The following is a 19,514-nucleotide window of genomic DNA, read 5'->3' as shown; positions in this document are numbered from 1 at the left end:
ATGGCGAGTCCGCCCTGTTTGGCTGAAAAACGGCCGGCCACTTGCGCAACGCCGACACAGGCCCGAGGATTATACCCTCAGCGCGCGTCGCCGCTGAATTTTCCGCCACGTCAGAATTGTCCTGCGTCATATTCGCAGGCTGTCGGAGAGTCGTTAGCCAATGAGCATGTCATTGCGTGACCAGCTGCTGAAAGCCGGGCTGGTCAACGAAAAGCAGGCCAAGCAGGCCAGCAAGCAGAAGCAGAAACAGCAGCGCCTGGAGCACAAGGGCCAGGCCGAGAAGGACGACAGCCAGCGCCAGGCCGCGTTGCAGGCCCAGGCCGAGAAGCAGGCCCGAGACCAGGAGCTGAACCGCCAGCAGCAGGAGAAATCCGAGAAGAAGGCCCGCGCCGCGCAGATCAAGCAACTGATCGAAGGCACCCGCCTGCCCAGGATGGAGGGCGACGACTACTACAACTTCGTCGACGCCAAGAAGGTCAAGCGCATCGCGGTGAACGCCCTGATCCGCGACAAGCTCAGCCGCGGCAGCCTGGCCATCGTCAGCTACGACGGGCGCTACGAGATAGTCCCGCGCGATGCCGCGCTGCGCATCCAGGAGCGCGACGAGCGCCGCGTGGTGCTGCTCAACGAGCCCAGCGGCGAGCCGGATGATGATGATCCGTACAAGGACTACGTGGTGCCCGACGACCTCATGTGGTGACACTTGCGGAAACGAAAAAGCCGGGCAAATGCCCGGCTTTTTTCATCCTGCCCGAGGTTACGAGCCCTTGACCTGCTTGCCGTCGACGGTGCCGGCCTTGAGCATGATCTGGTACTCCTTGCCGTCGGTCTCCTGCTGGTACAGGCGCACGAGCAGGTAGTCCCAGTCCTTGGCGAACCAGAGGACGGTCTTGCGGTTGCTCTTGGTCGGGTCGCGCACGCGCTCGACCTTGATGGCGTCGATCTGGCCGGCCTGGGTGGCGACCTTCTCCTCGCCGAGCACGCGGAAGTCGTAGGTATCGGTGTCGGTACCCTCGATCACCTGGTAGCTCATGCTTTTCTTGCCGACGGCGACGTCGTGCTGCAGCACCAGCTGGTAGGTGGACTTGTCGAGCTGGCCGCGGTTCAGCGGCAGGTGCACGGCGTCGCCGCGGTCGCTGCCGGTGACCTGTTTCTGCGCCCAGTTGAACTGCAGGTCGGTGGACTTGTTCTTGCCCAGGCCCTCGCGGGCCCAGTGGTAGGTCTGCGGCAGGTAGGTATCGCCTTCGACCTTGAAGGAACTGCTCTCCTTCAGGCTGGCGAGCAGCATGGAGGCCTGGAAGTCGAGTTCCCAGTTGCCGCCGTCGCCTTGCTTGAGGCTGCGGGACGCGGTCCCGCTCAGCGGCATCTGCTTCCAGTCCGCGGTGTAGCTGGCCTCGAACGGCTTGATCTGGAACGAGGCGGCATACGCCGGCAACGTCAGCAGGGCCATCAGGAACAGCAGGACTCTACGCATCGCGAATCTCCTAGGTTCGGAACGGGTAGCCGGTGGCCGGCAACGCCTGGCCATCCAGCATGGCGCCTCGCTCGCCCAGGCGCAAACGGCCTTCGGCGAACCAGCGCATGGCCAGCGGGTAGATCAGGTGCTCCTGCGCGTGCACCCGCGCAGCGAGCGTCTCCGGCGTGTCTTGCGACTCTACCGGGATTGCCGCCTGTACGACCAGAGGGCCGCCATCGAGTTCCTCGGTGACGAAATGCACCGAGCAGCCGTGCTCGGCGTCACCGGCCTCCAGCGCCCGCTGGTGGGTGTGCAGGCCCTTGTACTTGGGCAACAGCGAGGGGTGGATGTTCAGCAGGCGGCCGTGGTAGTGGCGCACGAAGGCCGGGCTGAGGATGCGCATGAAGCCGGCCAGGACCACCAGGTCCGCGGCGTGGGCGTCGATGCGGCGGATCAGCTCGGCGTCGAAGGCTTCGCGGTCGGCGAAGCCCTTGTGGTCCAGGACCTCGGTGGCGATGCCCGCGGCGGCGGCGCGCTGCAGGCCGTAGGCGTCCGCTCGGTTGGAAATCACCGCGCGGATGGTTGCCGGCGTGGCGCCGTCGGCCAGGCTGTCGATCAGTGCTTGCAGATTGCTGCCGGAGCCGGAAATCAGCACCACGACATTGCAAGGATGGGACATCAGTGGCCTTTCAGGTTGTTCAGCACCACGCGTTCGGCGTCTGCAGCGCAGGCGTCGATGCGGCCGATGACCCAGGGCTGCTCGCCGGAAGCGCGCAGGGAGGCGAGGGTGGCCTCGACCTGGTCCTGGGCGACGCAGATGACCATGCCCACGCCGCAGTTCAGCACGCGGTGCATCTCATGCTCGTCGACGTTGCCCTTCTCCTGCAGCCAGTCGAATACCGCCGGGCGCTGCCAGCTGGCCACATCGATGACCGCCTGGGCGTTGTCCGGCAGCACGCGCGGAATGTTGTCCAGCAGGCCGCCGCCGGTGATGTGGGCCATGGCCTTGACCGCGCCGGTCTGCTTGATCAGTTGCAGCAGCGGCTTGACGTAGATGCGCGTCGGCGCCATCAGCAGGTCGGCCAGGGGCTTGCCGTCGAGCTGGGTGGCCTCGATGTCGGCGCCGGAGACTTCGATGATCTTGCGGATCAGCGAATAGCCGTTGGAGTGCGGGCCGGAGGAGGGCAGGGCAATCAGCGCGTCGCCGGCGACCACCTTCGAGCCGTCGATGATCTCGGCCTTTTCCACCACGCCGACGCAGAAGCCGGCCAGGTCGTAGTCCTCGCCCTCGTACATGCCGGGCATCTCGGCGGTTTCACCGCCGACCAGCGAGCAGCCGGCCAGTTCGCAACCGGCGCCGATGCCGGTCACCACGGTGGCGGCGACGTCGACGTTGAGCTTGCCGGTGGCGTAGTAGTCGAGGAAGAACAGCGGCTCGGCGCCGCAGACCACCAGGTCGTTGACGCACATGGCGACCAGGTCCTGGCCGATGCTGTCGTGCTTGTTCAGGTTCAGCGCCAGGCGCAGCTTGGTGCCGACGCCGTCGGTGCCGGAAACCAGCACCGGCTGCTTGTAGCCGGCCGGGATCTCGCAGAGCGCGCCGAAGCCGCCCAGGCCGCCCATGACTTCAGGACGCGCGGTGCGCTTGGCGACGCCTTTGATGCGTTCGACGAGGGCTTCGCCGGCGTCGATGTCCACACCGGCGTCCTTGTAGCTCAACGAGGGTTGCTTGCTGCTCATGTATCCAGGCCTGTAGAAAGGAGTGATTCGTCTGCCGGCCGCGGCGCGAAGGATTCGCGGCGACCTCGCGGGAGGCGCGGGATTTTATCAGGCTTGCCCGGCAGCGGCCATCTCGCGCTGTTGCCGCTGACCGGAGGGCTGTTTAAGGTATAGGCCTTCCGGAAGGGCTTGCCAGGTGCCGTTCCCTTCCTTATTCCGTTCGTCGAGAGCCTGTCATGCGATTTACCGCCCGCCTGTTGATCCTCTGCCTGTCGTTGCTCAGCCTGCCGTCCTTCGCCGCCGCGCTGGGCAACCTCTACCAGGTGCATGAGCCGGTGGCCTCGCAGCAGCCGGACGAGCGCAGCGCCGGCCTGTCCCGCGCGCTGCAGACCCTGGTGCTGCGCCTGACCGGCGACCCCCGCGCCGCCCAGAGCGGCGCGCTGGCCGGCTACTTCAAGGACCCGCAGCAACTGATCAGCCAGTACGGCTACGAGAACGGCCCGCCGCTGGCCCTGGTGGTGGACTTCGACCCCACCTCGGTGAACAACGCCCTGCGCCAGGCCGGCCTGCCGGTCTGGGGCGCCAACCGCCCGAGCCTGCTGGCCTGGTGGCTGAACGAAAGCGCCGCCGGCAGCAGCCTGGTGGGCGACAGCCAGGAAGGCGCCGCGCCGCTCAATCGCGCCGCCCAGCGCCGCGGCCTGCCGCTGCTGCTGCCGATGGCCGACCTCTCCGAGCAGGGCGTGGGCACCGCGCAGAACATCACCGCCGCGCAGCCCGACGCGCTGCGCGCCGCCTCCGAGCGCTATTCCGCCGACGGCCTGCTGGCGGTCGACGCCAAGGAAGACGGCGGCAAGTGGCAGGCGCAATGGCGCCTGTGGCTGGGCGACTCCCGCGAGCAGGGCCAGGCCCAGGGCGACAGCCCGGACGCCCTGGCCGATGCCGTGATGCTGGCGGTCAGCCAGCGCCTGGCGCCGCGTTTCGTCGGCGCGCCGGGCGCGGCTAGCGCCCTGACCCTGCAGGTGCAGGGCGCCAACCTCGAACGTTATGCCCAGTTGCAGAAACTGCTCGACCCGATGGGCGCGAAGCTGCTGCTGGCCCAGGGCGACAACCTGCAATACCGCCTCAACGCCAGCCCCGACCAGCTGCGCGCCCAACTGGGTCTGGCGCACCTGCAGGAGGCCCCGGCCGAGCCGGCCCAGCCGGCGCTGGACGCCAACGGCCAGCCGCTGCCGGCGCAGCCCGCGGTGCCGAGCAACGTCATGCGCTTCCGCTGGTAATGACGCCGTGGGTGGGCCTGGCGCCGGATTCGCAGTATGCTGCGCCTCCGGCGCCTTTTCGGATGCGCCAAAATGATGATTTGGTTACACTTTTGATCCGTACGGCTTCACTGTAAGCGTTTTCGAAGAAAAGCCCCGCCCGGCATGAAACAACCTATGCAGCTCCCCCTGGGCATCCGTCTGCGCGACGATGCCACCTTCGCCAACTTCTACCCCGGCACCAATGCCGCGGCGCTGGGGTATGTCGAGCGGCTGTGCGACTGCGACGCCGGCTGGGCGGAGAGCCTCATCTACCTGTGGGGCGTCGAGGGCGTGGGGCGCAGCCACCTGCTGCAGGCGGCCTGCCTGCGCTTCGAGCAGTACGGCGAGACTTCGGTGTACCTACCGATGGCCGAGCTGGTGCAATACGGCCCGGCGATCTTCGACGACCTCGAACAGCTGGAGCTGGTCTGCCTCGACGACATCGAGGCCCTGGCCGGCCTGCCGGAGTGGGAAGAGGCGCTGTTCCACCTGTTCAACCGCCTGCGCGACGCCGGCCGGCGCCTGCTGCTGGCGGCCTCGATGCCGCCGCGCGAGCTGCCGGTCAAGCTGCCTGACCTGAAGTCGCGGCTGACCCTCTCGCTGATCTTCCAGCTGCACCCGCTGACCGACGAGGAAAAGCTCCGCGCCCTGCAACTGCGCGCTTCGCGCCGCGGCCTGCACCTCACCGACGAAGTCGGGCGCTTCATCCTCACCCGCGGCGCGCGCAGCATGGAATTCCTCTTCGACCTGCTGGACGAGCTGGACAAGGCCTCGCTGCAGGCCCAGCGCAAGCTGACCATCCCCTTCCTCAAGGAAACCCTGGGTTGGTAGGCCCCTTTGGGGGAGCTGCAAGCCGCAAGCCATAAGCTGCAAGTTATCCGGAGCCGTACGCTCTTCGCCCTACGACGTTGCGCCGAGGTGCTTTTCGTAGGAGCGAGCTTGCTCGCGAATGGGCCCCGCAGCGGAATCTGTTCGCGAGCAAGCTCGCTCCTACGATGGGTCCGCCTCCGAACCCACCTGTAGGAGCGGGCCCTGCCCGCGAATCGCGCGCAGGGCGCGCTCCTACAGGGTCTAATCCTCCCCCGCCAGCTTGCGCTCGTACTGGAAGCGCCAGCGGGTGTACAGCAGCGCCGCGCAGAACAGGCTCACGCTGAGCAGCACCTCGGCCCAGCCGTAGATGCGCTGGCCCGGCTCGAAGGTGTTGAGCACGCCGGTGATGAAGTACAGGTTGACCACGTAGCAGGCCCAGGCGTGGCCGCGGGCGCTGCCGATCAGCATGCCCGGGGCGATGATCAGCAGCGGCAGCAGCTTGAGCGCGGTCCACACCTTCGGCACCCAGTCCGGCGCGCCGCGGGCGTCGGTGAACAGCAGGCCCCAGGTGAGGATCAGCAGGACCAGGCCCAGCAGGCTGCCCAGGCTCACCGCGCGGCTCGCGGCCAGGCGCGGGCGCAGGTGCTCGAGGGAGGGCAGGGGTTTCTTCTTGCGGGCCATTCAGCGCTCCAGTTTGCCGGCGACCTCGGCCAGGCGCTTGCCCAGCGCGCGGCACAGGGTGATCTCGTGTTCGTCCAGGGCGCGCTTGCCGTCGGCGCCGGCGAAGTGGCTGGCGCCATAGGGCGTGCCGCCGCCGCGGGTCTCCAGCAGGGCCGGTTCGCTGTAGGGAATGCCGGTGACCAGCATGCCGTGGTGCAGCAGCGGCAGCAGCATGGACAGCTGGGTGGTCTCCTGGCCGCCGTGCAGGCTGGCGGTGGAGGTGAACACTGCCGCCGGCTTGCCGACCAGGGCGCCGGTCAGCCACAGGCTGCTGGTGCCGTCGAGGAAGTACTTCAGCGGCGCAGCCATGTTGCCGAAGCGCGTCGGGCTGCCCATGGCCAGGCCGGCGCAGTCCTTGAGGTCGTCGAGGGTGGCATAGAGCGCGCCTTCCTCGGGCATGTCCGGGGCCACCGACTCGCACTCGGTGGACACCGCCGGCACCGTGCGCAGGCGCGCCTCCAGGCCGCCCTGCTCGATGCCGCGGGCGATCTGCCGGGCCATCTCGGCGGTGGCGCCGTGGCGGCTGTAGTAGAGCACCAGGATGTAGGGCGCGCTCAAGGCAGGATCTCCAGCACCTTCTCCGGCGGCCGGCCGATCACCGCCTTGTCGCCGGCCACCAGGATGGGCCGTTCGATCAGCTTCGGATGGGCGGCCATGGCCTCGATCAGCTGGGCGTCGCTGAGCTGCGGGTCGTCCAGGCCCAGGGCCTTGTATTCCTCTTCGCCGGTGCGCAGCAGCTGGCGCGCGCCTATGCCCAGCTTGCCGAGCAGCGCCCGCAGTTCGGCGGCGCTGGGCGGCGTTTCCAGGTAGCGCACGATGGTCGGGGCCAGGCCGCGCGCCTCGAGCAGTTCGAGGGCACCACGGGACTTGGAGCAGCGCGGGTTGTGGAAAAGTGTCAGTTGGCTCATATCCATGGGCTCGCTGGGCCGTTAAAGTGGCGGCTATTCTAACCGCCTCCCGAGGGTTGGCTGAACCTTCGGCGTTCGGCCGGGCCGGCGGCCCCGTGACTTAAGGACACAGCATGCACCCGCGCCTACGGAGCCTGATCGAGTTCTGGCGTTATCTGCTCCAGCGTTTCCGCGCCGACCGCGTCAGCAGCCACGCCGCCGCGCTGACCTACACTACGCTGTTCGCCGTGGTGCCGATGATGACCGTGACCTTCGCCATCGTCTCGGCCATTCCCGCCTTCGAAGGCATGGGCGAGCGCATCCAGCTGTTCATCTTCCACAACTTCGTGCCGTCCACCGGCGAGGCGGTGGAAACCTACCTGCGCGCCTTCATCGTCCAGGCGCGCCACCTGACCTGGCTGGGGGTGGCCTTCCTGGCGGTCACCGCGTTCAGCATGCTGGTGACCATCGAGCGGGTGTTCAACGAGATCTGGCGGGTGCGCAAGCCGCGCCGCGGGGTGACGCGCTTCCTGCTGTACTGGGCGATCCTCAGCCTGGGGCCGCTGCTGCTGGGCGCCGGCTTCGCGGTTTCTACCTATGTCACTTCGCTGTCGTTGCTGTCCGGGCCCCATGCCCTGCCCGGCGCCGGCATGCTGCTGAAGTTCATGCCGTTGCTGTTCAGCGTGGCGGCCTTCACCCTCATCTACGCTGCGGTGCCCAACGCCCGCGTGCCGCCGCTGCACGCCCTGGCCGGCGGCGCCCTGACGGCTTTCCTGTTCGAGGCGGCCAAGTCGCTGTTCGGCCTCTACGTTGGCCTGTTCCCCGGCTACAAGTTGATCTACGGCGCCTTCGCCACGGTGCCGCTGTTCCTGCTGTGGATCTACCTGTCCTGGCTGATCGTGCTGTTCGGCGCCGAGCTGGTCTGCAATCTGTCCTCGACGCGCCTGTGGCGGCGCAGGGCGTTGCCGCGGCTGCTGGTGCTGCTGGGTGTGCTGCGGGTGTTCTACGAGCGCCAGCGCCAGGGCGAGGCGACACGCCTGGCGCACCTGCACCGGGCCGGCTGGATGCTGCCGGAGGACGAATGGGAGGAGATGCTGGCCTTCCTCGAGCGCGAGCAGATGGTCTGCCGCTCGGGCGGCAGCGACGATACCTGGGTGCTCTGCCGCGACCTGGGCAGCTACAGCCTGCATCGCCTGCTCAACCGCTGCCCCTGGCCGCTGCCTTGCCTGGAGACGCTGCCGGACAATCTGGCGGAGGACTGGTACCCGGCACTGCGCGAGGCCCTGCAGCGCTATCAGGCGGAGCGCGAGGTGCTGTTCGGCGGCAGTCTTGCAGAATGGTTGAGTCCGTCACATTCCAGGTGACGTAAAAGGTCAGTTTAGGGCGAAACGGAATGTCGGCGGTGGCAGTGCGGGGAGAGAAATGCGTGGAATCGCGGGCCTCGAAAGTTTGGCACGCTTCTGGCTATAGCCGGTTCAGGACAGTGGTGTTCCCCCGAAGTTCCGAGAAGGCCCGCATCTTCATGAACAAAGACCTGAACAAAGTTGTACACCTGCACCAGCGCGACCCGCAGAGCGCCCTGGAGCGGCTGAATAGAATCACCGGTCTGCAGTTCAGCAGCTGGCCGGAGTCTCTGCTGCCCAGCGTCCATGCCGCGCTCGACGAGCAGGCTGCCAGCACCGCCGAGCCCGTCGGCGAACCCGCCCGCCAGCTGGGTTGAGTGCTACGACAGCTGGCCGGCGTTGATCCGCTGGTCGCTGGCGATCTGTTCCACCGCCTGGACGAAGAGTTCTTCCACCGTCAGGCGCGAGAGTCCCACCGCCGAACGCAGTCTGATCTGCAGATTGTCGATCCTGTAGCGATACGGCAGCCGCGCGATGCCGGACAGCAGTATGCGTCCGCTGGCATTGAGGGTGCCGTGGTCGATCACCACCTCATGCTGCCGCTCGCCGTCGCCGTAGCTGGCCAGCAGCGTCACCGGCAACTGGGCCATGCCCGGCACCTGCAGCCAGGCGGCGACGTTGTAGTCGCAAGCCCGCCCACCGTTGCTGGTACCGAGGGGCCTGGCATTGGCCACTATATGTTCGGGCACCCGGCTGACGATCTGATCCGTGGGCTGCATATGTCGCTTCCGTGAATGGGTTCGGCCGGCGTACTTGGCGCCCGCGTGTTCTGACAGGATGTAGGGCCTGGCGGAAGGAAAACTTCCGCAAGCCCCGGCATTATAGGGAGCAACAGGCCCACAAAACGTGCGTGTTAGCGATCCTGGCTGTGACCTGTTTCCCAAATGACATCATCAGCCCAGCCGCAGCGGATGCCGGCTGACCAGGGGCGTGGTCAGGTTGGCCGCGGGCAGCGGGAGGATGGTCTGGTTGTCGAAGCTGGCCAGCTGCAGCCAGAGGTTCTCGCCCTCGACGAATTGCCCCTGGGGCAGCCAGATGCCGTGGTACCAGCCGTTGCCCGGTTCCGGAGTGCTCTGCAGGACCGCCGGGTGACGCTGTGCGTCAGGTGTGCGGCGCAGCCATGCCGGCCGCGGCAGGCCCTTGAGGAAGCGCAGGCCCAGGTGCAGGCCGTCGCCGTTGAGATGGCGCCAGCGCACCATCGCCAGGATCGGCGAGCCCGGCTTGTCGAGGATCAGCAGCAGTTGCCCGACCGGCAGGCGCTGTGCCTGGCTGCCCTGGCAGACGATGCGCGCCCCGCCGGGGCTGGCGTCGGCCATCTGCGCCTCGCAACTGCCGGCGGCGCTGGCCAGCAGGTGGGCCTGGATGGCCGTCAGGCCGATCACCAACTGGCAGCTCGCATGTTTCTCGGCGCGCGTATGGCGGCGCGGTTGGTGGCCCAGCCAGTGCGGGCGGACACGTTCCAGCAGCAGGCTCTCGGCCGCCGGGCGCAGCGGCGCCGGGTCGTGCAGGGCGATCAGCAGCGCGCCCAGTTCCAGGCGGCGCAACTGCTCGGGCGGTGCCTCGGGCTTCTGGTCGAAGCCCAGGCACGGGCGGTCGTCGCCGAGGTCGACCAGGTAGCCTTCCTGCTCCTCTTCCTCGTCGTCCCAGTCCTGCAGCCGGGCCAGGCCGGCCAGCGGCGCGAGGGCGCTGAACAGGTGCGGAGCCTCGCCTTCGGTGAGGTGGAAGGGGTTGCTCAGCGCCAGCAGCAGGGATTGCTGGTACAGGCCCCGCAGAGTGTCGGCCGGGGTGGGTTCGAAGGCGGCGGCGATGGGTTCGTCCAGGCACTGCTGGTATTCGCCTATCCAGTACAGCAGGTGGCTGTCGCGCCACAGCGAGCCCGGCGGCTGCTGGTACTGCTGGTAATGGCGCAGCAGGGCCTGGGCGAGGAAGTGCTCGGCCATGTACAGACACCACGCCAGGTGCGGGCGCGAGGGCTTGTGGCCGTTGAGTATCTGCAGCAGCAGGCGCTTGAAGCCGGCGGCCAGTTCGCCGCACAGGTGCACGAAGAGGGCCGGCGGCGTCTTCTCGGCGCGGATCAGCCGGGTGTAATGGCGATATTCTTCGGCGAGGCTTTGCAGCGCGCGCTGCCTTTCCAGTAAGGTCAGTGCGCAACGGTTGAGCCTGAAGAGGACGCCCAGGCAGTGCTGCAGGCCTTCGTGCAGGGGCAGCCGCCGGGCCTGCAGCAGTCCTGCCGACAGGTTGCTCGCCGCGTCGCCGTTGTCTTCGAGAATGTCCGGCACTTCCAGGCGCAGGGCAGAGAGCATCATGACCACCCCGCATACACGAGGACTGAAGGCATGGGAGTACGGCTCCGTTTTGTCAGTGGACTGTTGGCCGGCCTGATCCTGGCCGGCTGCTCGGCGGATTACGGCGTCGATCAGTATGGAAAGAAGGTACCCACAGCAAGCCTAGATGGCCAGTGGCTAGTCATCAATTACTGGGCCGACTGGTGCGTGCCATGCCGCAAGGAAGTGCCCGAGCTCAACCGCCTGGCGCAGGACAGCCGGGACAAGGGCGTGCGGGTGCTGGGGGTCAACTACGATGGCCTGCGTGACGCCGAGCTGAGCAAGGCCGCGCAAGACCTGGGGATCCGCTACACGGTGCTGGCCGACGACCCGGCGCCGCGCTTCAAGCTGCCGCGCAGCGAGGCGTTGCCGGTGACCTACATCGTCGACGCCAAGGGCCAGGTGCGCGAGCGCATGCTGGGCGAACAGACGGCCAGCGGCGTACAGGCACGCCTGCTGGCCCTGCAGGAGGAGAAGCGCTGATGGCGAGAATCTGCATGCACGGCTTCGTCAGTGGACGCGTGCAGGGCGTCTACTACCGCCAGGGCACCCAGGAGCAGGCCGACCGGCTGGGCATCGACGGCTGGGTGCGCAACCTGCCCGATGGGCGGGTCGAGGTGCTGATGGAAGGGGAGGAGAGCGCCGTCCACGCGCTGCGCGAGTGGTTGCACCAGGGCCCGGAGAAGGCCCGGGTGACGGACGTGGCGTTGCAGGACATGCCGGCCCAGGGCATCACCGGCTTCATCGTGCGGCGTTGAGCCCGGCAGCGGCCCGGGCTCAGTTGCTGGCGCCGGGGTCCGCGGCCAGGCGGCCGGCGTCGCTCAGCAGGCGCTGGAGGAATTCCTTCTGCAGCTCCGGATCGTTGCGCGTCAGCTCGATCAGGCTCTGTTCCAGCTCGCTGGCTTCCTCTTCCAGGCCGAGGTCGGACAGGCGCTTGACGCGGTGCACCCAGTGCTGCACGTCTTCGCCTTCAAGGTCGTCGTAGATCAGCGCATGGGCTTCGTGCAGCTTGCCCCGCAGCGTCGGGCTGACCAGCAGGCTGGCCTCGGCGTGGGCGCTGTCCTGGGCATCGCGCACGCTCAGCTGCAGGCGGCCGGCGCGGTACACGGCGTCGTCGCTGAAGGGGCTGTCCAGCAGGTTCAGGCGCAGGATGCCGTGACGGTCGGTCAGCAGTTCCTGGGTCTCCTTGCCGACGCTCACCTGCACCGGGCGCTCGGCCCAGGGCAGGCTGGAATACTCGGTGTGCCTGTTGCGCCGCTGTTCGTCGATGTTGGCCAGGTTCTGCTCGGCGCGGCCGTTGGATTGCACGTTCATGAACGGGTTCATGCCGTCGATGCCGTAGCTGATCCAGCCGCGGGTGACGCTTTCCGGCAGGTTGCCCAAGGCGAACACGTTGACCACGTTGGCGCCGATGCCGGCGACGAAGGTCAGCGCGCCCAGCGGCACTTCGTAGAACTCGCGCCAGCCCTGGTAGGGCGTGTAGCGGTCGTAGCGGCGGGTGACCTCGAAGGTGGTGACTTCGAAGGTCTTCTGCTCCTGCACGCGGACGCGGCGCTGCGGCAGTTGCAGGACGCCGGGCTCGCCGACGTCTATCTGCAGGCTGTGGTCGAGCAGCTTGCGCTCGACGCGCTCCTCGTGTTCGCTGCGCTGCGACATCTGGTTGGCGCAGCCGCTCAAGGCAAGGCTGCCGCACAGGACGGCAACCTTGAGGCGGGTGGTACTTCGGGACATCACGCTGCTCAGTTGCCGATCTTCGCCTTGAGGAAGCCCATTACATCGGCCACGGCGACGTTCTGCGACTCGCTGTCGCGACGGCCCTTGTATTCCAGGGTGCCTTCGCCCAGGCCGCGGTCGCTGACCACGATGCGGTGCGGGATGCCGATCAGCTCCATGTCGGCGAACTTCACGCCGGGGCTGGTCTTCTTGTCGCGGTCGTCCAGCAGCACTTCGTAGCCGGCGGCGGTCAGCTCGGCGTAGAGCTTGTCGGTGGCCTCGCGCACGCTTTCGGTCTCGTACTTCAGCGGCACGATGGCGACCTGGAAGGGCGCCAGGGCGGCCGGCCAGAGGATGCCGCGCTCGTCGTTGTTCTGCTCGATGGCGGCGGCGACCACGCGGGAGACGCCGATGCCGTAGCAGCCCATGATCAGGGTGACCGGCTTGCCTTGCTCGCTGAGCACGGAAAGGCCCATCGCCTCGCTGTACTTGGTGCCGAGCTGGAAGATGTGGCCGACCTCGATGCCGCGGCGGATCACCAGGGTGCCCTTGCCGTCGGGGCTGGGGTCGCCGGCGACGACGTTGCGCAGGTCGGCGACTTCCGGCAGCGGCAGGTCGCGTTCCCAGTTCACGCCGAAGTAGTGCTTGTCGTCGAGGTTGGCGCCGATGGCGAAGTCGCTCATCAGGGCCACCGAGCGGTCGACGATGCAGGGCAGCGGCAGGTTCAGCGGGCCGAGGGAGCCGGGGGCGGCGCCGATGGCGGCCTTGATCTCGGCTTCGCTGGCCATCTGCAGGGGGCTGGCGACCAGGGGCTGGTTGGCGGCCTTGATCTCGTTCAGCTCGTGGTCGCCGCGAACCACCAGGGCGACCAGCTTGCCTTCCTCGGCGCCGCGGACCACCAGGGTCTTGATGGTCTTCTCGATGGGCAGGTCGAACTTCTCCACCAGGTCGGCGATGGTCTTGGTGTCCGGGGTGTCGACCAGGCGCAGTTCCTCGGTGGCGGCGCCGCGCGCGGTTTCACGCGGTACGGCCTCGGCCTTCTCGATGTTGGCGGCGTAGTCGGAGCTGTCGCTGAAGACGATGTCGTCCTCGCCGGAGTTGGCCAGCACGTGGAATTCGTGGGAGCCGCTGCCGCCGATGGAGCCGTTGTCGGCCTGCACGGGGCGGAAATCCAGGCCCAGGCGGGTGAAGACCTTGCAGTAGGCCGCGTACATGCCGTCGTAGGTCTGCTGCAGCGATTCCTGGTTCAGGTGGAAGGAGTAGGCGTCCTTCATGATGAACTCGCGGCCGCGCATCAGGCCGAAGCGCGGACGGATCTCGTCACGGAACTTGGTCTGGATCTGGTAGAAGTTGATCGGCAGTTGCTTGTAGCTGGACAGCTCGTTGCGCGCCAGATCGGTGATGACCTCTTCATGGGTCGGGCCGACGCAGAACTCGCGGTCGTGGCGGTCCTTCAGGCGCAGCAGCTCGGGGCCATACTGCTGCCAGCGGCCGGACTCCTGCCACAGCTCGGCGGGCTGCACGGCCGGCATCAGCACTTCCAGGGCGCCGGCGGCGTTCATTTCCTCGCGGACGATGGTCTCGGCCTTGCGCAGCACCCGCAGGCCCATCGGCAGCCAGGTGTAGAGACCCGAGGCCAGCTTGCGGATCATGCCGGCGCGCAGCAGCAACTGGTGGCTGATCACCACGGCATCGGCAGGGGTTTCTTTCAGGGTGGACAGCAGGTACTGACTGGTACGCATGGTTGGCCGTTATTCGATTGCGAGACAGAGGTAGGCGGGCATTGTACGGTGCGTGCCTGGCGCCGTATAGGGCGCGGCCGGGGGAGCTGGATGCCGCGGAACGCGGAAAAGGAAAAGCCCGGCGCGGGGCCGGGCTTTCCTTGACCTGCGGTCGCTCTGGTTACAGAACGGACAGCGGGTAGTCGACGATCAGGCGGAACTCGTTGTTGTCGCCTTCGGCCTGGTCGCTGTTGGCACGGTGCCAGGCTTGACGGATGCGGAAGGACAGGTCCTTCGCCGGGCCGCTCTGGACGACGTACTTGGCTTCCAGGTCGGTTTCGTGGTGCTTGCCGTCTTCGCCGTAGCCGTAGGCCGCATAGGCGCTGGTCGGATCGATCTTGGTGCCGTCGATGTCCTTACCGTTGATGTAGCGGGTCATGAAGGTCAGGCCAGGAACGCCGTACTCGGCCATGTTCAGGTCGTAGCGAGCCTGCCAGGATTTTTCGCCCGGGCCGTTGAAGTCGGAGTACTGAACGGAGTTGGCGAGGAAGATCGAGTCCGCCGCTTCGTTGTTGTCGCCGATACCGATGTAGTCGAACGGAGTGTTGCCGTTCACCTTCTGGAAGGCCAGGGTGAAGGTGTGGGCGCTCAGGGTGTAGGCGGCGGCCAGGGAGAAGGTGTTGTTGCTGATGTCACCAGCCTTCGCGCTGCCTTCATCCTTGGTGTTGTAGTAGTTGAAGTCGAAGCCCAGGGACTGGGAATCGGCGATCGGCAGGGTGTAGTTCAGGTTGACGTAGTACTGCTTCCAGATGTCTTCCAGCTTGGCGCCGTACAGCGATGCGCTGAAGTTGTCGTTGAAGGCGTACTTGCCACCGACGAAGTCGGCGGAGCTGGCGTCGATGCCGGCATAGGTGGCCCAGATGTCACCATCGCGGTTGGTGGTGGTCTGGCCGGTACCAGAGTAGTAGTGACCTGCCTCGACGTCCAGACCTGCGATCTCGCTGCTCATCAGGCTGAAGCCGGTAGCGGTCTGCGGCAGCAGGCGGGTGCCGCCAACGGCGAATACCGGCGCGGTGGGCTGCATGTCGCCGAATTTCAGCTCGGTCTTGGAAACACGGACTTTGACGGCTGCGCCGGCCTTGCCGTAGTCGTCGGCCTTGTCGCCGTCATCGTGGACCGGCAGGTTGCCGGTGCCGCCATAACCGCTGCCGCCATCGAGTTTCAGGCCCAGGTAGCCGAAGGCATCGACGCCGAAACCGACGGTGCCTTGGGTGAAGCCGGAACTGAAGTTACCCAGGAAGCCCTGGGTCCAGTCGCGCTGGTCGGTGTTACCGTTCTTATTGTCACGGTTGAAGTAGTAGTTGCGAACCAGGAAGTTCAGGCTGCTGTCTTCGACAAAGCCTTTGGATTCCGCTTGGTCGCTGACGAAGGCTTCGGCCATGGCCAGTTGCGAGGTGGCTGCAGAAATCGCCAGGGCAATGGCGCTCCACTTCATCACTTTCATCGTGATTGCTCCTTTGGTTTTGAAATTATTTGCCATCACTATGTGCCGCGGTGACGGCTCGTTCTTCTTGTCGGCGCTAACTTATAGCACGCGTGTTGTCTTGGCGATAGTTGCCGGAAACTTCAAACGGTTTCTTTATGGCACTGTCGCAAACATGTATGACAAGTGTCGCTTCCAAGTAGGTCTCATCTTGAGAATCTGCTTTTGCGACGACTTGACAGTCGCTTGTTTGTTTTATTTCCCCTTGGTGATGTCGCGTATCTTCTGGTTGTTTTTTGCTCAGTTGCGATCCGCGCTTTTGTTGTTCTTCCTGGTGGCGAGCATCTAGCAACATCCGTGCTCAAAACCCGATTCGCTCCCTCGAAGATTTCGCCATCGCTCCGGATGCTGCACGGTGTATGCCGTTGGCGCGCAGATTTCAAGATGTTGCGGGAATATTTGCGGCCCGTCCTAGTCCCGTGGCGGGCGCCCGGGGTTGCAGGTTCGCTCGAGAAGCCGGGGTTTTCCTGTCAGGTTCCTTTCCGTAGGCAGCAGATACCCCTGCTTCCCTGTTGTCGGAAAGTGCCCCGATTTGGCGCAGTGCACGAATAGGGTGCCGCGCCGCCGCGGGACGGCTGCCGTTCCCCGCCTGCCTCTAGTATCCTCCGCGTCCAGCGCTCCCCCGAGGGGGCTAAGCTTCTATTTCAAGACTGGTCGAACAGGAGAAGTCAGATGTTCGTCTTGGATTCCCGCCTGCAGCAGGACACCATCGCGCTGGGTGACTTTCCCCTGAGCCGCCTGCTGCTGATGAACGATGCGCAATATCCCTGGCTCATCCTCGTGCCGCGCCGCGACGATGTCAGCGAGATCTTCCAACTGGCGCCGGACGAGCAGCAGGAGCTGTGGCGCGAGGCGACCCATCTGGCGGAAGTGCTCAAGGACACTTTCAAGGCCGACAAGATGAACGTCGCCAACCTGGGCAACGTGGTCAGCCAGTTGCACATGCACGTCATCGTGCGCCGCCGCGACGACGCGGCCTGGCCGGGCCCCGTCTGGGGCCGGCATCCGGCGCGCCCCTACACGCCCGAGGAGTTGCTGGCGGTGCGTGGCAAGCTGCGCATGGCCCTGGGCGACGCCTTTCGTTTCGAGGAGTGAATGCCATGAGCCTGGAGGAACGGGTAACCGATCTGGAGAGCCGGCTGGCGTTCCAGGATGACGCTCTGCAGACGCTGAGCGACGTGGTCTATGAGCAGGAGCGGCTGATCGAGCGTCTGCGCCTGCAGATGCAGGTGCTACTGAAGCGCCTGGAGGATCTGCAGGGACAGGTCGGTATTGCTGAGGATGATGTGCCGCCGCCGCATTATTGAGTTGTGGTGGGGGGATGCTGTTTATGGGGGGCTAGTGCCTGCCGGTGGTGTTGGTGTTGGGGTCAAGAGCGCCCTCTCCCCAACCCTCTCCCGCAAGCGGGAGAGGGGCTGTCCTGAGTGGCTTGCCAGTCCGGCACCATCCTCACACCCCCGTCATTCCCGCGAACGCGGGAGCCCAGTTGCCCTGACTTGGGTGTTTCTGCGCCGCACCGAGTCTGCCTGACCTTCTTGTTTCGCCCCCTGGGCGAGTCCCTTTTGTCAAACGGTGGAAGGCCACCCCCGCAAAAAGGAACCAAAAAGGCTTGCCCCGCATACGGGCCCGACAGAGTCGGGCTACCCTCGCGAATTCCCCCGCCACGGAGGCCCGCCCCGAGGGTACGTCCCTGTAGCCCACGGGGCTCTCGCGACATCCATGTCGCATGACCTCCTGAGCGCGGGTTTCGCTCGGCCTTCTGAAGGGGCGTTCCGGTGCGCGCGGATGTTTCTCTGGAAATCCAAAAGCCAGAGCAAGAGCGGACGCGCTTTTGCTTTTCGTAGGAGCGAGCTTGCTCGCGAACCCTGGCCGTCTCTGGGTTCCCGCGTTCGCGGGAATGACGGGGGTGGAGGATGGTGCCGGACTGGCAAGCCACTCAGGACAGCCCCCTCTCCCGCTTGCGGGAGAGGGTTGGGGAGAGGGCGCTCTTGACCTCAACACCCACACCACCGATAACCACCGTTCGCGAGCAAGCTCGCTCCTACAGGGAAAGCATGTCCCGCGGGAATGAAAAATGCCGTTTCCCCCTGGAGGGAAACGGCATCTGTCTCAAGCAACCGGCATTGCGCCGATCGGCGCTTCGGCTCGTTCCTCAGCGGCGGCCGGGCAGGGCGGCGATCACATCCTCCGCTTGCAGGCCCTTGTCGCGTTGCACCACGGAGAACTCCACGCGCTGGCCCTCGATGAGGATACGGTGCCCTTCGCCACGGATGGCGCGGAAGTGCACGAAGATGTCCTCGCCGGTGTCGCGGGAGATGAAGCCGAAGCCCTTGGAAGTGTTGAACCACTTCACGGTGCCGGTCTCGCGGTTCTCGTCGCTGATCGGGGCTTCGGGGGCTGCGCCGGCGCTGGGGCGCTTCTGTAGGCTGCTGGCGAGTTGCAGGACCACGGCGACGGCCAGGATCAGCAGGGGCAGGACGATGGCCGGCTGGTCGCCGATGGACGGCAGCGGCGCCAGCAGGATGAGAATCTGCAGGACCACGGCCAGGGCGATCAGCGCCGATACCAGGCTCTGCAGCTGTTGCACCCGCTGGCTGGCGGGGGTGAGCAGCAGGGCGGTCAGGCCGAGCAGGGCCAGGTAGACGGCGTCGGGGTTCTGCAGGTAGGGAATGGCATCGGTGCGCAGCGAGGGTGCGAAGGACAACACGAGGGCGGCAACGCCCGTTAGCAGGTGGACGATTTTCAGCATGGTTATGGATTCACCTTGAGCGATAAGCGTAAAGAGAAGCAGCCGGTCGTGCGGTCTGGTTCGCAGCGATGAAAATGACCTGAAAGAGGCCGGCGGCCTATGCGCGAGGCGCACGGGCGGTATTTAACAGCAAACCGATAGCCTTCTCAAATCAACCGCTTAGCGCCTGGGGCTAGCAGAGGGGCCCGGCATGATGCCGGGCCCGGCGGGGAGGTGTCAGTGAGCGAGCAGGCTGCGCAGCATCCACGCGGTCTTCTCGTGGACCTGCATGCGTTGCGTCAGCAGGTCGGCGGTGGGCTCGTCGGCTGCCTTGTCGGCCAACGGGAAGATGCTGCGCGCGGTGCGCACCACGGCTTCCTGGCCCTGGACCAGCAGGCGGATCATTTCCTGGGCGTCCGGCACGTCCTGCTCTTCCTTTATAGAGGAGAGGCGGGCGTAGGCGGCGTAGGTGCCCGGCGCCGGGAAACCGAGGGCGCGGATGCGCTCGGCGATGCTGTCCACCGCCAGGGCCAGCTCGGTGTACTGCCCCTCGAACATCAGGTGCAGGGTATTGAACATCGGACCGGTGACGTTCCAGTGGAAGTTGTGGGTCTTCAGGTAGAGGGTGTAGGTATCGGCCAGCAGGCGCGAGAGCCCCTCGGCGATGGCGGCGCGGTCCTGTTCGGCGATGCCGATGTCGATTTCCATGGCGTCTTCCTCTTGATGAAAATTCCCGGTCAGGCTAGCACGGGCTTTGACGGGAGCCTTTTGGTTTGAATCAAAGCTTCCGATAGCGGATTTCTATCGACTGCCCGCCGCGGGGGCCGCTGGAGGGCGGCTGCAAGTCATGGTTTTTTCAGGCTATAATCCGCGCCTTTGCCGCGGGATGCGGGCCCGCGGCCATGTAGCAGCCAAGGTGTCCCGATGCCGATTTACGAATACCAATGCCGTTCCTGCGGCCATCAGCTGGAAGCCATGCGGAAGCTCAGCGATGCGCCGCTGGTCGATTGCCCGGCCTGCCAGGCCCCGGAATTGAAGAAGATGGTCTCCGCCCCCGGCTTCCGCCTGAGCGGCGGCGGCTGGTACGAAACCGACTTCAAGACCGGCGCGAAGAAGAACCTGGCGTCCGCCGAGCCCGCCTGCCCCGCCACGGGCTGCGGCTCGGGCGCCTGTGCCGCCGGCGAATGAGCGG

23 protein-coding genes and 1 pseudogene are annotated in these 19,514 nt (G+C 66.2%); 10 read left to right on the top strand and 14 right to left on the bottom strand.

What is annotated here, in order from left to right; genetic code table 11:
• Positions 1-160: 160 nt before the first annotated feature.
• A complete protein-coding gene (locus tag M8R19_RS07555; protein WP_074981445.1) occupies positions 161-700 on the top strand; it encodes a DUF2058 domain-containing protein in 540 nt (179 codons plus the stop codon).
• Positions 701-757: 57 nt separating this feature from the next.
• On the opposite strand, the gene M8R19_RS07550 is transcribed toward M8R19_RS07555, so the two are convergent.
• From M8R19_RS07550 to purM, 3 genes are read right to left on the bottom strand one after another with little or no spacing between them, the layout of a single operon-like run.
• Complete coding sequence (locus tag M8R19_RS07550) at positions 758-1,474, bottom strand: DUF3108 domain-containing protein (protein ID WP_074981447.1); 717 nt, start codon at positions 1,472-1,474, stop codon at positions 758-760.
• A gap of 10 nt (positions 1,475-1,484) precedes the next feature.
• Positions 1,485-2,135, bottom strand: coding sequence for a phosphoribosylglycinamide formyltransferase (gene purN, locus M8R19_RS07545; RefSeq protein WP_249917461.1), 651 nt, complete (start codon positions 2,133-2,135; stop codon positions 1,485-1,487).
• On the bottom strand, positions 2,135-3,196 hold the full coding sequence (purM, locus tag M8R19_RS07540) for a phosphoribosylformylglycinamidine cyclo-ligase (protein ID WP_074981451.1): 1,062 nt from the start codon (positions 3,194-3,196) through the stop codon (positions 2,135-2,137). The genes purN and purM overlap by 1 nt, the downstream gene beginning before the upstream one ends.
• A 215-nt stretch (positions 3,197-3,411) precedes the next feature.
• Here purM and M8R19_RS07535 point away from each other — a divergent pair, with 215 nt between their 5' ends.
• Both M8R19_RS07535 and hda read left to right on the top strand, forming a co-directional pair.
• Positions 3,412-4,452: a DUF2066 domain-containing protein gene (locus M8R19_RS07535; protein WP_249917460.1), complete on the top strand. Its 1,041-nt coding sequence runs from the start codon at positions 3,412-3,414 to the stop codon at positions 4,450-4,452.
• Positions 4,453-4,596: 144 nt separating this feature from the next.
• Positions 4,597-5,304, top strand: a complete 708-nt coding sequence (gene hda, locus M8R19_RS07530; protein ID WP_009616904.1) for a DnaA regulatory inactivator Hda — start codon at positions 4,597-4,599, stop codon at positions 5,302-5,304.
• 240 nt (positions 5,305-5,544) lie between these two features.
• On the opposite strand, the gene M8R19_RS07525 is transcribed toward hda, so the two are convergent.
• The 3 genes from M8R19_RS07525 to arsC are packed head-to-tail and all read right to left on the bottom strand — an operon-like array spanning position 5,545 to position 6,911.
• Positions 5,545-5,964: a DUF2069 domain-containing protein gene (locus tag M8R19_RS07525; RefSeq protein WP_043267557.1), complete on the bottom strand. Its 420-nt coding sequence runs from the start codon at positions 5,962-5,964 to the stop codon at positions 5,545-5,547.
• Positions 5,965-6,561 (bottom strand): NAD(P)H:quinone oxidoreductase, encoded by a 597-nt coding sequence (wrbA, locus tag M8R19_RS07520; RefSeq protein ID WP_249917459.1) that lies wholly within the window; start codon positions 6,559-6,561, stop codon positions 5,965-5,967. It lies immediately after the preceding gene.
• Entirely contained in the window at positions 6,558-6,911 is a 354-nt protein-coding gene (arsC, locus tag M8R19_RS07515) for an arsenate reductase (glutaredoxin) (protein WP_249917458.1), read from the bottom strand. The genes wrbA and arsC overlap by 4 nt, the downstream gene beginning before the upstream one ends.
• Before the next feature lie 113 nt (positions 6,912-7,024).
• Between arsC and M8R19_RS07510 the strand changes: the two genes are divergently transcribed.
• Both M8R19_RS07510 and M8R19_RS07505 read left to right on the top strand, forming a co-directional pair.
• A complete protein-coding gene (locus M8R19_RS07510; RefSeq protein WP_249917457.1) occupies positions 7,025-8,254 on the top strand; it encodes a YihY family inner membrane protein in 1,230 nt (409 codons plus the stop codon).
• A gap of 158 nt (positions 8,255-8,412) precedes the next feature.
• Positions 8,413-8,610, top strand: coding sequence for a hypothetical protein (locus M8R19_RS07505; RefSeq protein WP_074981608.1), 198 nt, complete (start codon positions 8,413-8,415; stop codon positions 8,608-8,610).
• 3 nt (positions 8,611-8,613) lie between these two features.
• Here M8R19_RS07505 and M8R19_RS07500 read toward each other — a convergent pair whose 3' ends face one another.
• Entirely contained in the window at positions 8,614-9,012 is a 399-nt protein-coding gene (locus tag M8R19_RS07500; protein WP_116423069.1) for a hypothetical protein, read from the bottom strand.
• 174 nt (positions 9,013-9,186) lie between these two features.
• Positions 9,187-10,599, bottom strand: a complete 1,413-nt coding sequence (locus M8R19_RS07495; RefSeq protein ID WP_249917456.1) for a PilZ domain-containing protein — start codon at positions 10,597-10,599, stop codon at positions 9,187-9,189.
• 30 nt (positions 10,600-10,629) lie between these two features.
• Here M8R19_RS07495 and M8R19_RS07490 point away from each other — a divergent pair, with 30 nt between their 5' ends.
• Positions 10,630-11,100 (top strand): TlpA disulfide reductase family protein, encoded by a 471-nt coding sequence (locus M8R19_RS07490; RefSeq protein WP_249917455.1) that lies wholly within the window; start codon positions 10,630-10,632, stop codon positions 11,098-11,100.
• A complete protein-coding gene (locus M8R19_RS07485; protein ID WP_074981463.1) occupies positions 11,100-11,375 on the top strand; it encodes an acylphosphatase in 276 nt (91 codons plus the stop codon). The genes M8R19_RS07490 and M8R19_RS07485 overlap by 1 nt, the downstream gene beginning before the upstream one ends.
• A gap of 19 nt (positions 11,376-11,394) precedes the next feature.
• Here the strand turns inward: M8R19_RS07485 and M8R19_RS07480 are convergent, their stop codons facing one another.
• The 3 genes from M8R19_RS07480 to M8R19_RS07470 form a co-directional block, all read right to left on the bottom strand.
• Positions 11,395-12,348, bottom strand: a complete 954-nt coding sequence (locus M8R19_RS07480) for a hypothetical protein (protein WP_074981465.1) — start codon at positions 12,346-12,348, stop codon at positions 11,395-11,397.
• 8 nt (positions 12,349-12,356) lie between these two features.
• Positions 12,357-14,072, bottom strand: coding sequence for a proline--tRNA ligase (locus M8R19_RS07475; RefSeq protein ID WP_249917454.1), 1,716 nt, complete (start codon positions 14,070-14,072; stop codon positions 12,357-12,359).
• A 160-nt stretch (positions 14,073-14,232) separates the two neighbouring features.
• Positions 14,233-15,555, bottom strand: a complete 1,323-nt coding sequence (locus tag M8R19_RS07470) for an OprD family porin (RefSeq protein ID WP_249917453.1) — start codon at positions 15,553-15,555, stop codon at positions 14,233-14,235.
• Between the two features lie 711 nt (positions 15,556-16,266).
• Here M8R19_RS07470 and M8R19_RS07465 point away from each other — a divergent pair.
• Together M8R19_RS07465 and M8R19_RS07460 are read left to right on the top strand one after the other, a co-directional pair.
• Positions 16,267-16,689 (top strand): HIT family protein, encoded by a 423-nt coding sequence (locus tag M8R19_RS07465; RefSeq protein ID WP_009616918.1) that lies wholly within the window; start codon positions 16,267-16,269, stop codon positions 16,687-16,689.
• 5 nt (positions 16,690-16,694) lie between these two features.
• A complete protein-coding gene (locus tag M8R19_RS07460; protein WP_009616920.1) occupies positions 16,695-16,901 on the top strand; it encodes a SlyX family protein in 207 nt (68 codons plus the stop codon).
• Between the two features lie 845 nt (positions 16,902-17,746).
• Here the strand turns inward: M8R19_RS07460 and M8R19_RS07455 are convergent.
• The 3 genes and pseudogenes from M8R19_RS07455 to M8R19_RS07450 form a co-directional block, all read right to left on the bottom strand.
• Positions 17,747-17,977, bottom strand: a complete 231-nt coding sequence (locus M8R19_RS07455; protein ID WP_134163507.1) for a cold-shock protein — start codon at positions 17,975-17,977, stop codon at positions 17,747-17,749.
• A gap of 60 nt (positions 17,978-18,037) precedes the next feature.
• Positions 18,038-18,343: pseudogene (locus tag M8R19_RS33150) on the bottom strand (cold shock domain-containing protein membrane protein); the annotation flags it as partial.
• A 216-nt stretch (positions 18,344-18,559) separates the two neighbouring features.
• A complete protein-coding gene (locus M8R19_RS07450) occupies positions 18,560-19,030 on the bottom strand; it encodes a Dps family protein (protein WP_009616923.1) in 471 nt (156 codons plus the stop codon).
• Between the two features lie 216 nt (positions 19,031-19,246).
• Between M8R19_RS07450 and M8R19_RS07445 the strand changes: the two genes are divergently transcribed.
• A complete protein-coding gene (locus M8R19_RS07445) occupies positions 19,247-19,510 on the top strand; it encodes an FmdB family zinc ribbon protein (RefSeq protein ID WP_009616925.1) in 264 nt (87 codons plus the stop codon).
• The last annotated feature ends 4 nt before the right edge of the window (positions 19,511-19,514 follow it).

This window comes from Pseudomonas sp. R3.Fl (genome assembly GCF_023516765.1).
Taxonomy (GTDB): domain Bacteria; phylum Pseudomonadota; class Gammaproteobacteria; order Pseudomonadales; family Pseudomonadaceae; genus Pseudomonas; species Pseudomonas citronellolis.
Note: the sequence above shows the minus strand (reverse complement) of the source record. Positions and strands in the feature narration are given on the sequence as shown.

Excerpts from the sequence above, each read along its gene's own strand:
- M8R19_RS07555 (WP_074981445.1), top strand. The coding sequence starts at position 161 with ATGAGCATGTCATTGCGTGACCAGCTGCTGAAAGCCGGGCTGGTCAAC.
- M8R19_RS07550 (WP_074981447.1), bottom strand. The coding sequence starts at position 1,474 with ATGCGTAGAGTCCTGCTGTTCCTGATGGCCCTGCTGACGTTGCCGGCG.
- purN (WP_249917461.1), bottom strand. The coding sequence starts at position 2,135 with ATGTCCCATCCTTGCAATGTCGTGGTGCTGATTTCCGGCTCCGGCAGC.
- purM (WP_074981451.1), bottom strand. The coding sequence starts at position 3,196 with ATGAGCAGCAAGCAACCCTCGTTGAGCTACAAGGACGCCGGTGTGGAC.
- M8R19_RS07535 (WP_249917460.1), top strand. The coding sequence starts at position 3,412 with ATGCGATTTACCGCCCGCCTGTTGATCCTCTGCCTGTCGTTGCTCAGC.
- hda (WP_009616904.1), top strand. The coding sequence starts at position 4,597 with ATGAAACAACCTATGCAGCTCCCCCTGGGCATCCGTCTGCGCGACGAT.
- M8R19_RS07525 (WP_043267557.1), bottom strand. The coding sequence starts at position 5,964 with ATGGCCCGCAAGAAGAAACCCCTGCCCTCCCTCGAGCACCTGCGCCCG.
- arsC (WP_249917458.1), bottom strand. The coding sequence starts at position 6,911 with ATGAGCCAACTGACACTTTTCCACAACCCGCGCTGCTCCAAGTCCCGT.
- M8R19_RS07510 (WP_249917457.1), top strand. The coding sequence starts at position 7,025 with ATGCACCCGCGCCTACGGAGCCTGATCGAGTTCTGGCGTTATCTGCTC.
- M8R19_RS07505 (WP_074981608.1), top strand. The coding sequence starts at position 8,413 with ATGAACAAAGACCTGAACAAAGTTGTACACCTGCACCAGCGCGACCCG.
- M8R19_RS07500 (WP_116423069.1), bottom strand. The coding sequence starts at position 9,012 with ATGCAGCCCACGGATCAGATCGTCAGCCGGGTGCCCGAACATATAGTG.
- M8R19_RS07495 (WP_249917456.1), bottom strand. The coding sequence starts at position 10,599 with ATGATGCTCTCTGCCCTGCGCCTGGAAGTGCCGGACATTCTCGAAGAC.
- M8R19_RS07490 (WP_249917455.1), top strand. The coding sequence starts at position 10,630 with ATGGGAGTACGGCTCCGTTTTGTCAGTGGACTGTTGGCCGGCCTGATC.
- M8R19_RS07485 (WP_074981463.1), top strand. The coding sequence starts at position 11,100 with ATGGCGAGAATCTGCATGCACGGCTTCGTCAGTGGACGCGTGCAGGGC.
- M8R19_RS07480 (WP_074981465.1), bottom strand. The coding sequence starts at position 12,348 with ATGTCCCGAAGTACCACCCGCCTCAAGGTTGCCGTCCTGTGCGGCAGC.
- M8R19_RS07475 (WP_249917454.1), bottom strand. The coding sequence starts at position 14,072 with ATGCGTACCAGTCAGTACCTGCTGTCCACCCTGAAAGAAACCCCTGCC.
- M8R19_RS07470 (WP_249917453.1), bottom strand. The coding sequence starts at position 15,555 with ATGAAAGTGATGAAGTGGAGCGCCATTGCCCTGGCGATTTCTGCAGCC.
- M8R19_RS07465 (WP_009616918.1), top strand. The coding sequence starts at position 16,267 with ATGTTCGTCTTGGATTCCCGCCTGCAGCAGGACACCATCGCGCTGGGT.
- M8R19_RS07460 (WP_009616920.1), top strand. The coding sequence starts at position 16,695 with ATGAGCCTGGAGGAACGGGTAACCGATCTGGAGAGCCGGCTGGCGTTC.
- M8R19_RS07450 (WP_009616923.1), bottom strand. The coding sequence starts at position 19,030 with ATGGAAATCGACATCGGCATCGCCGAACAGGACCGCGCCGCCATCGCC.
- M8R19_RS07445 (WP_009616925.1), top strand. The coding sequence starts at position 19,247 with ATGCCGATTTACGAATACCAATGCCGTTCCTGCGGCCATCAGCTGGAA.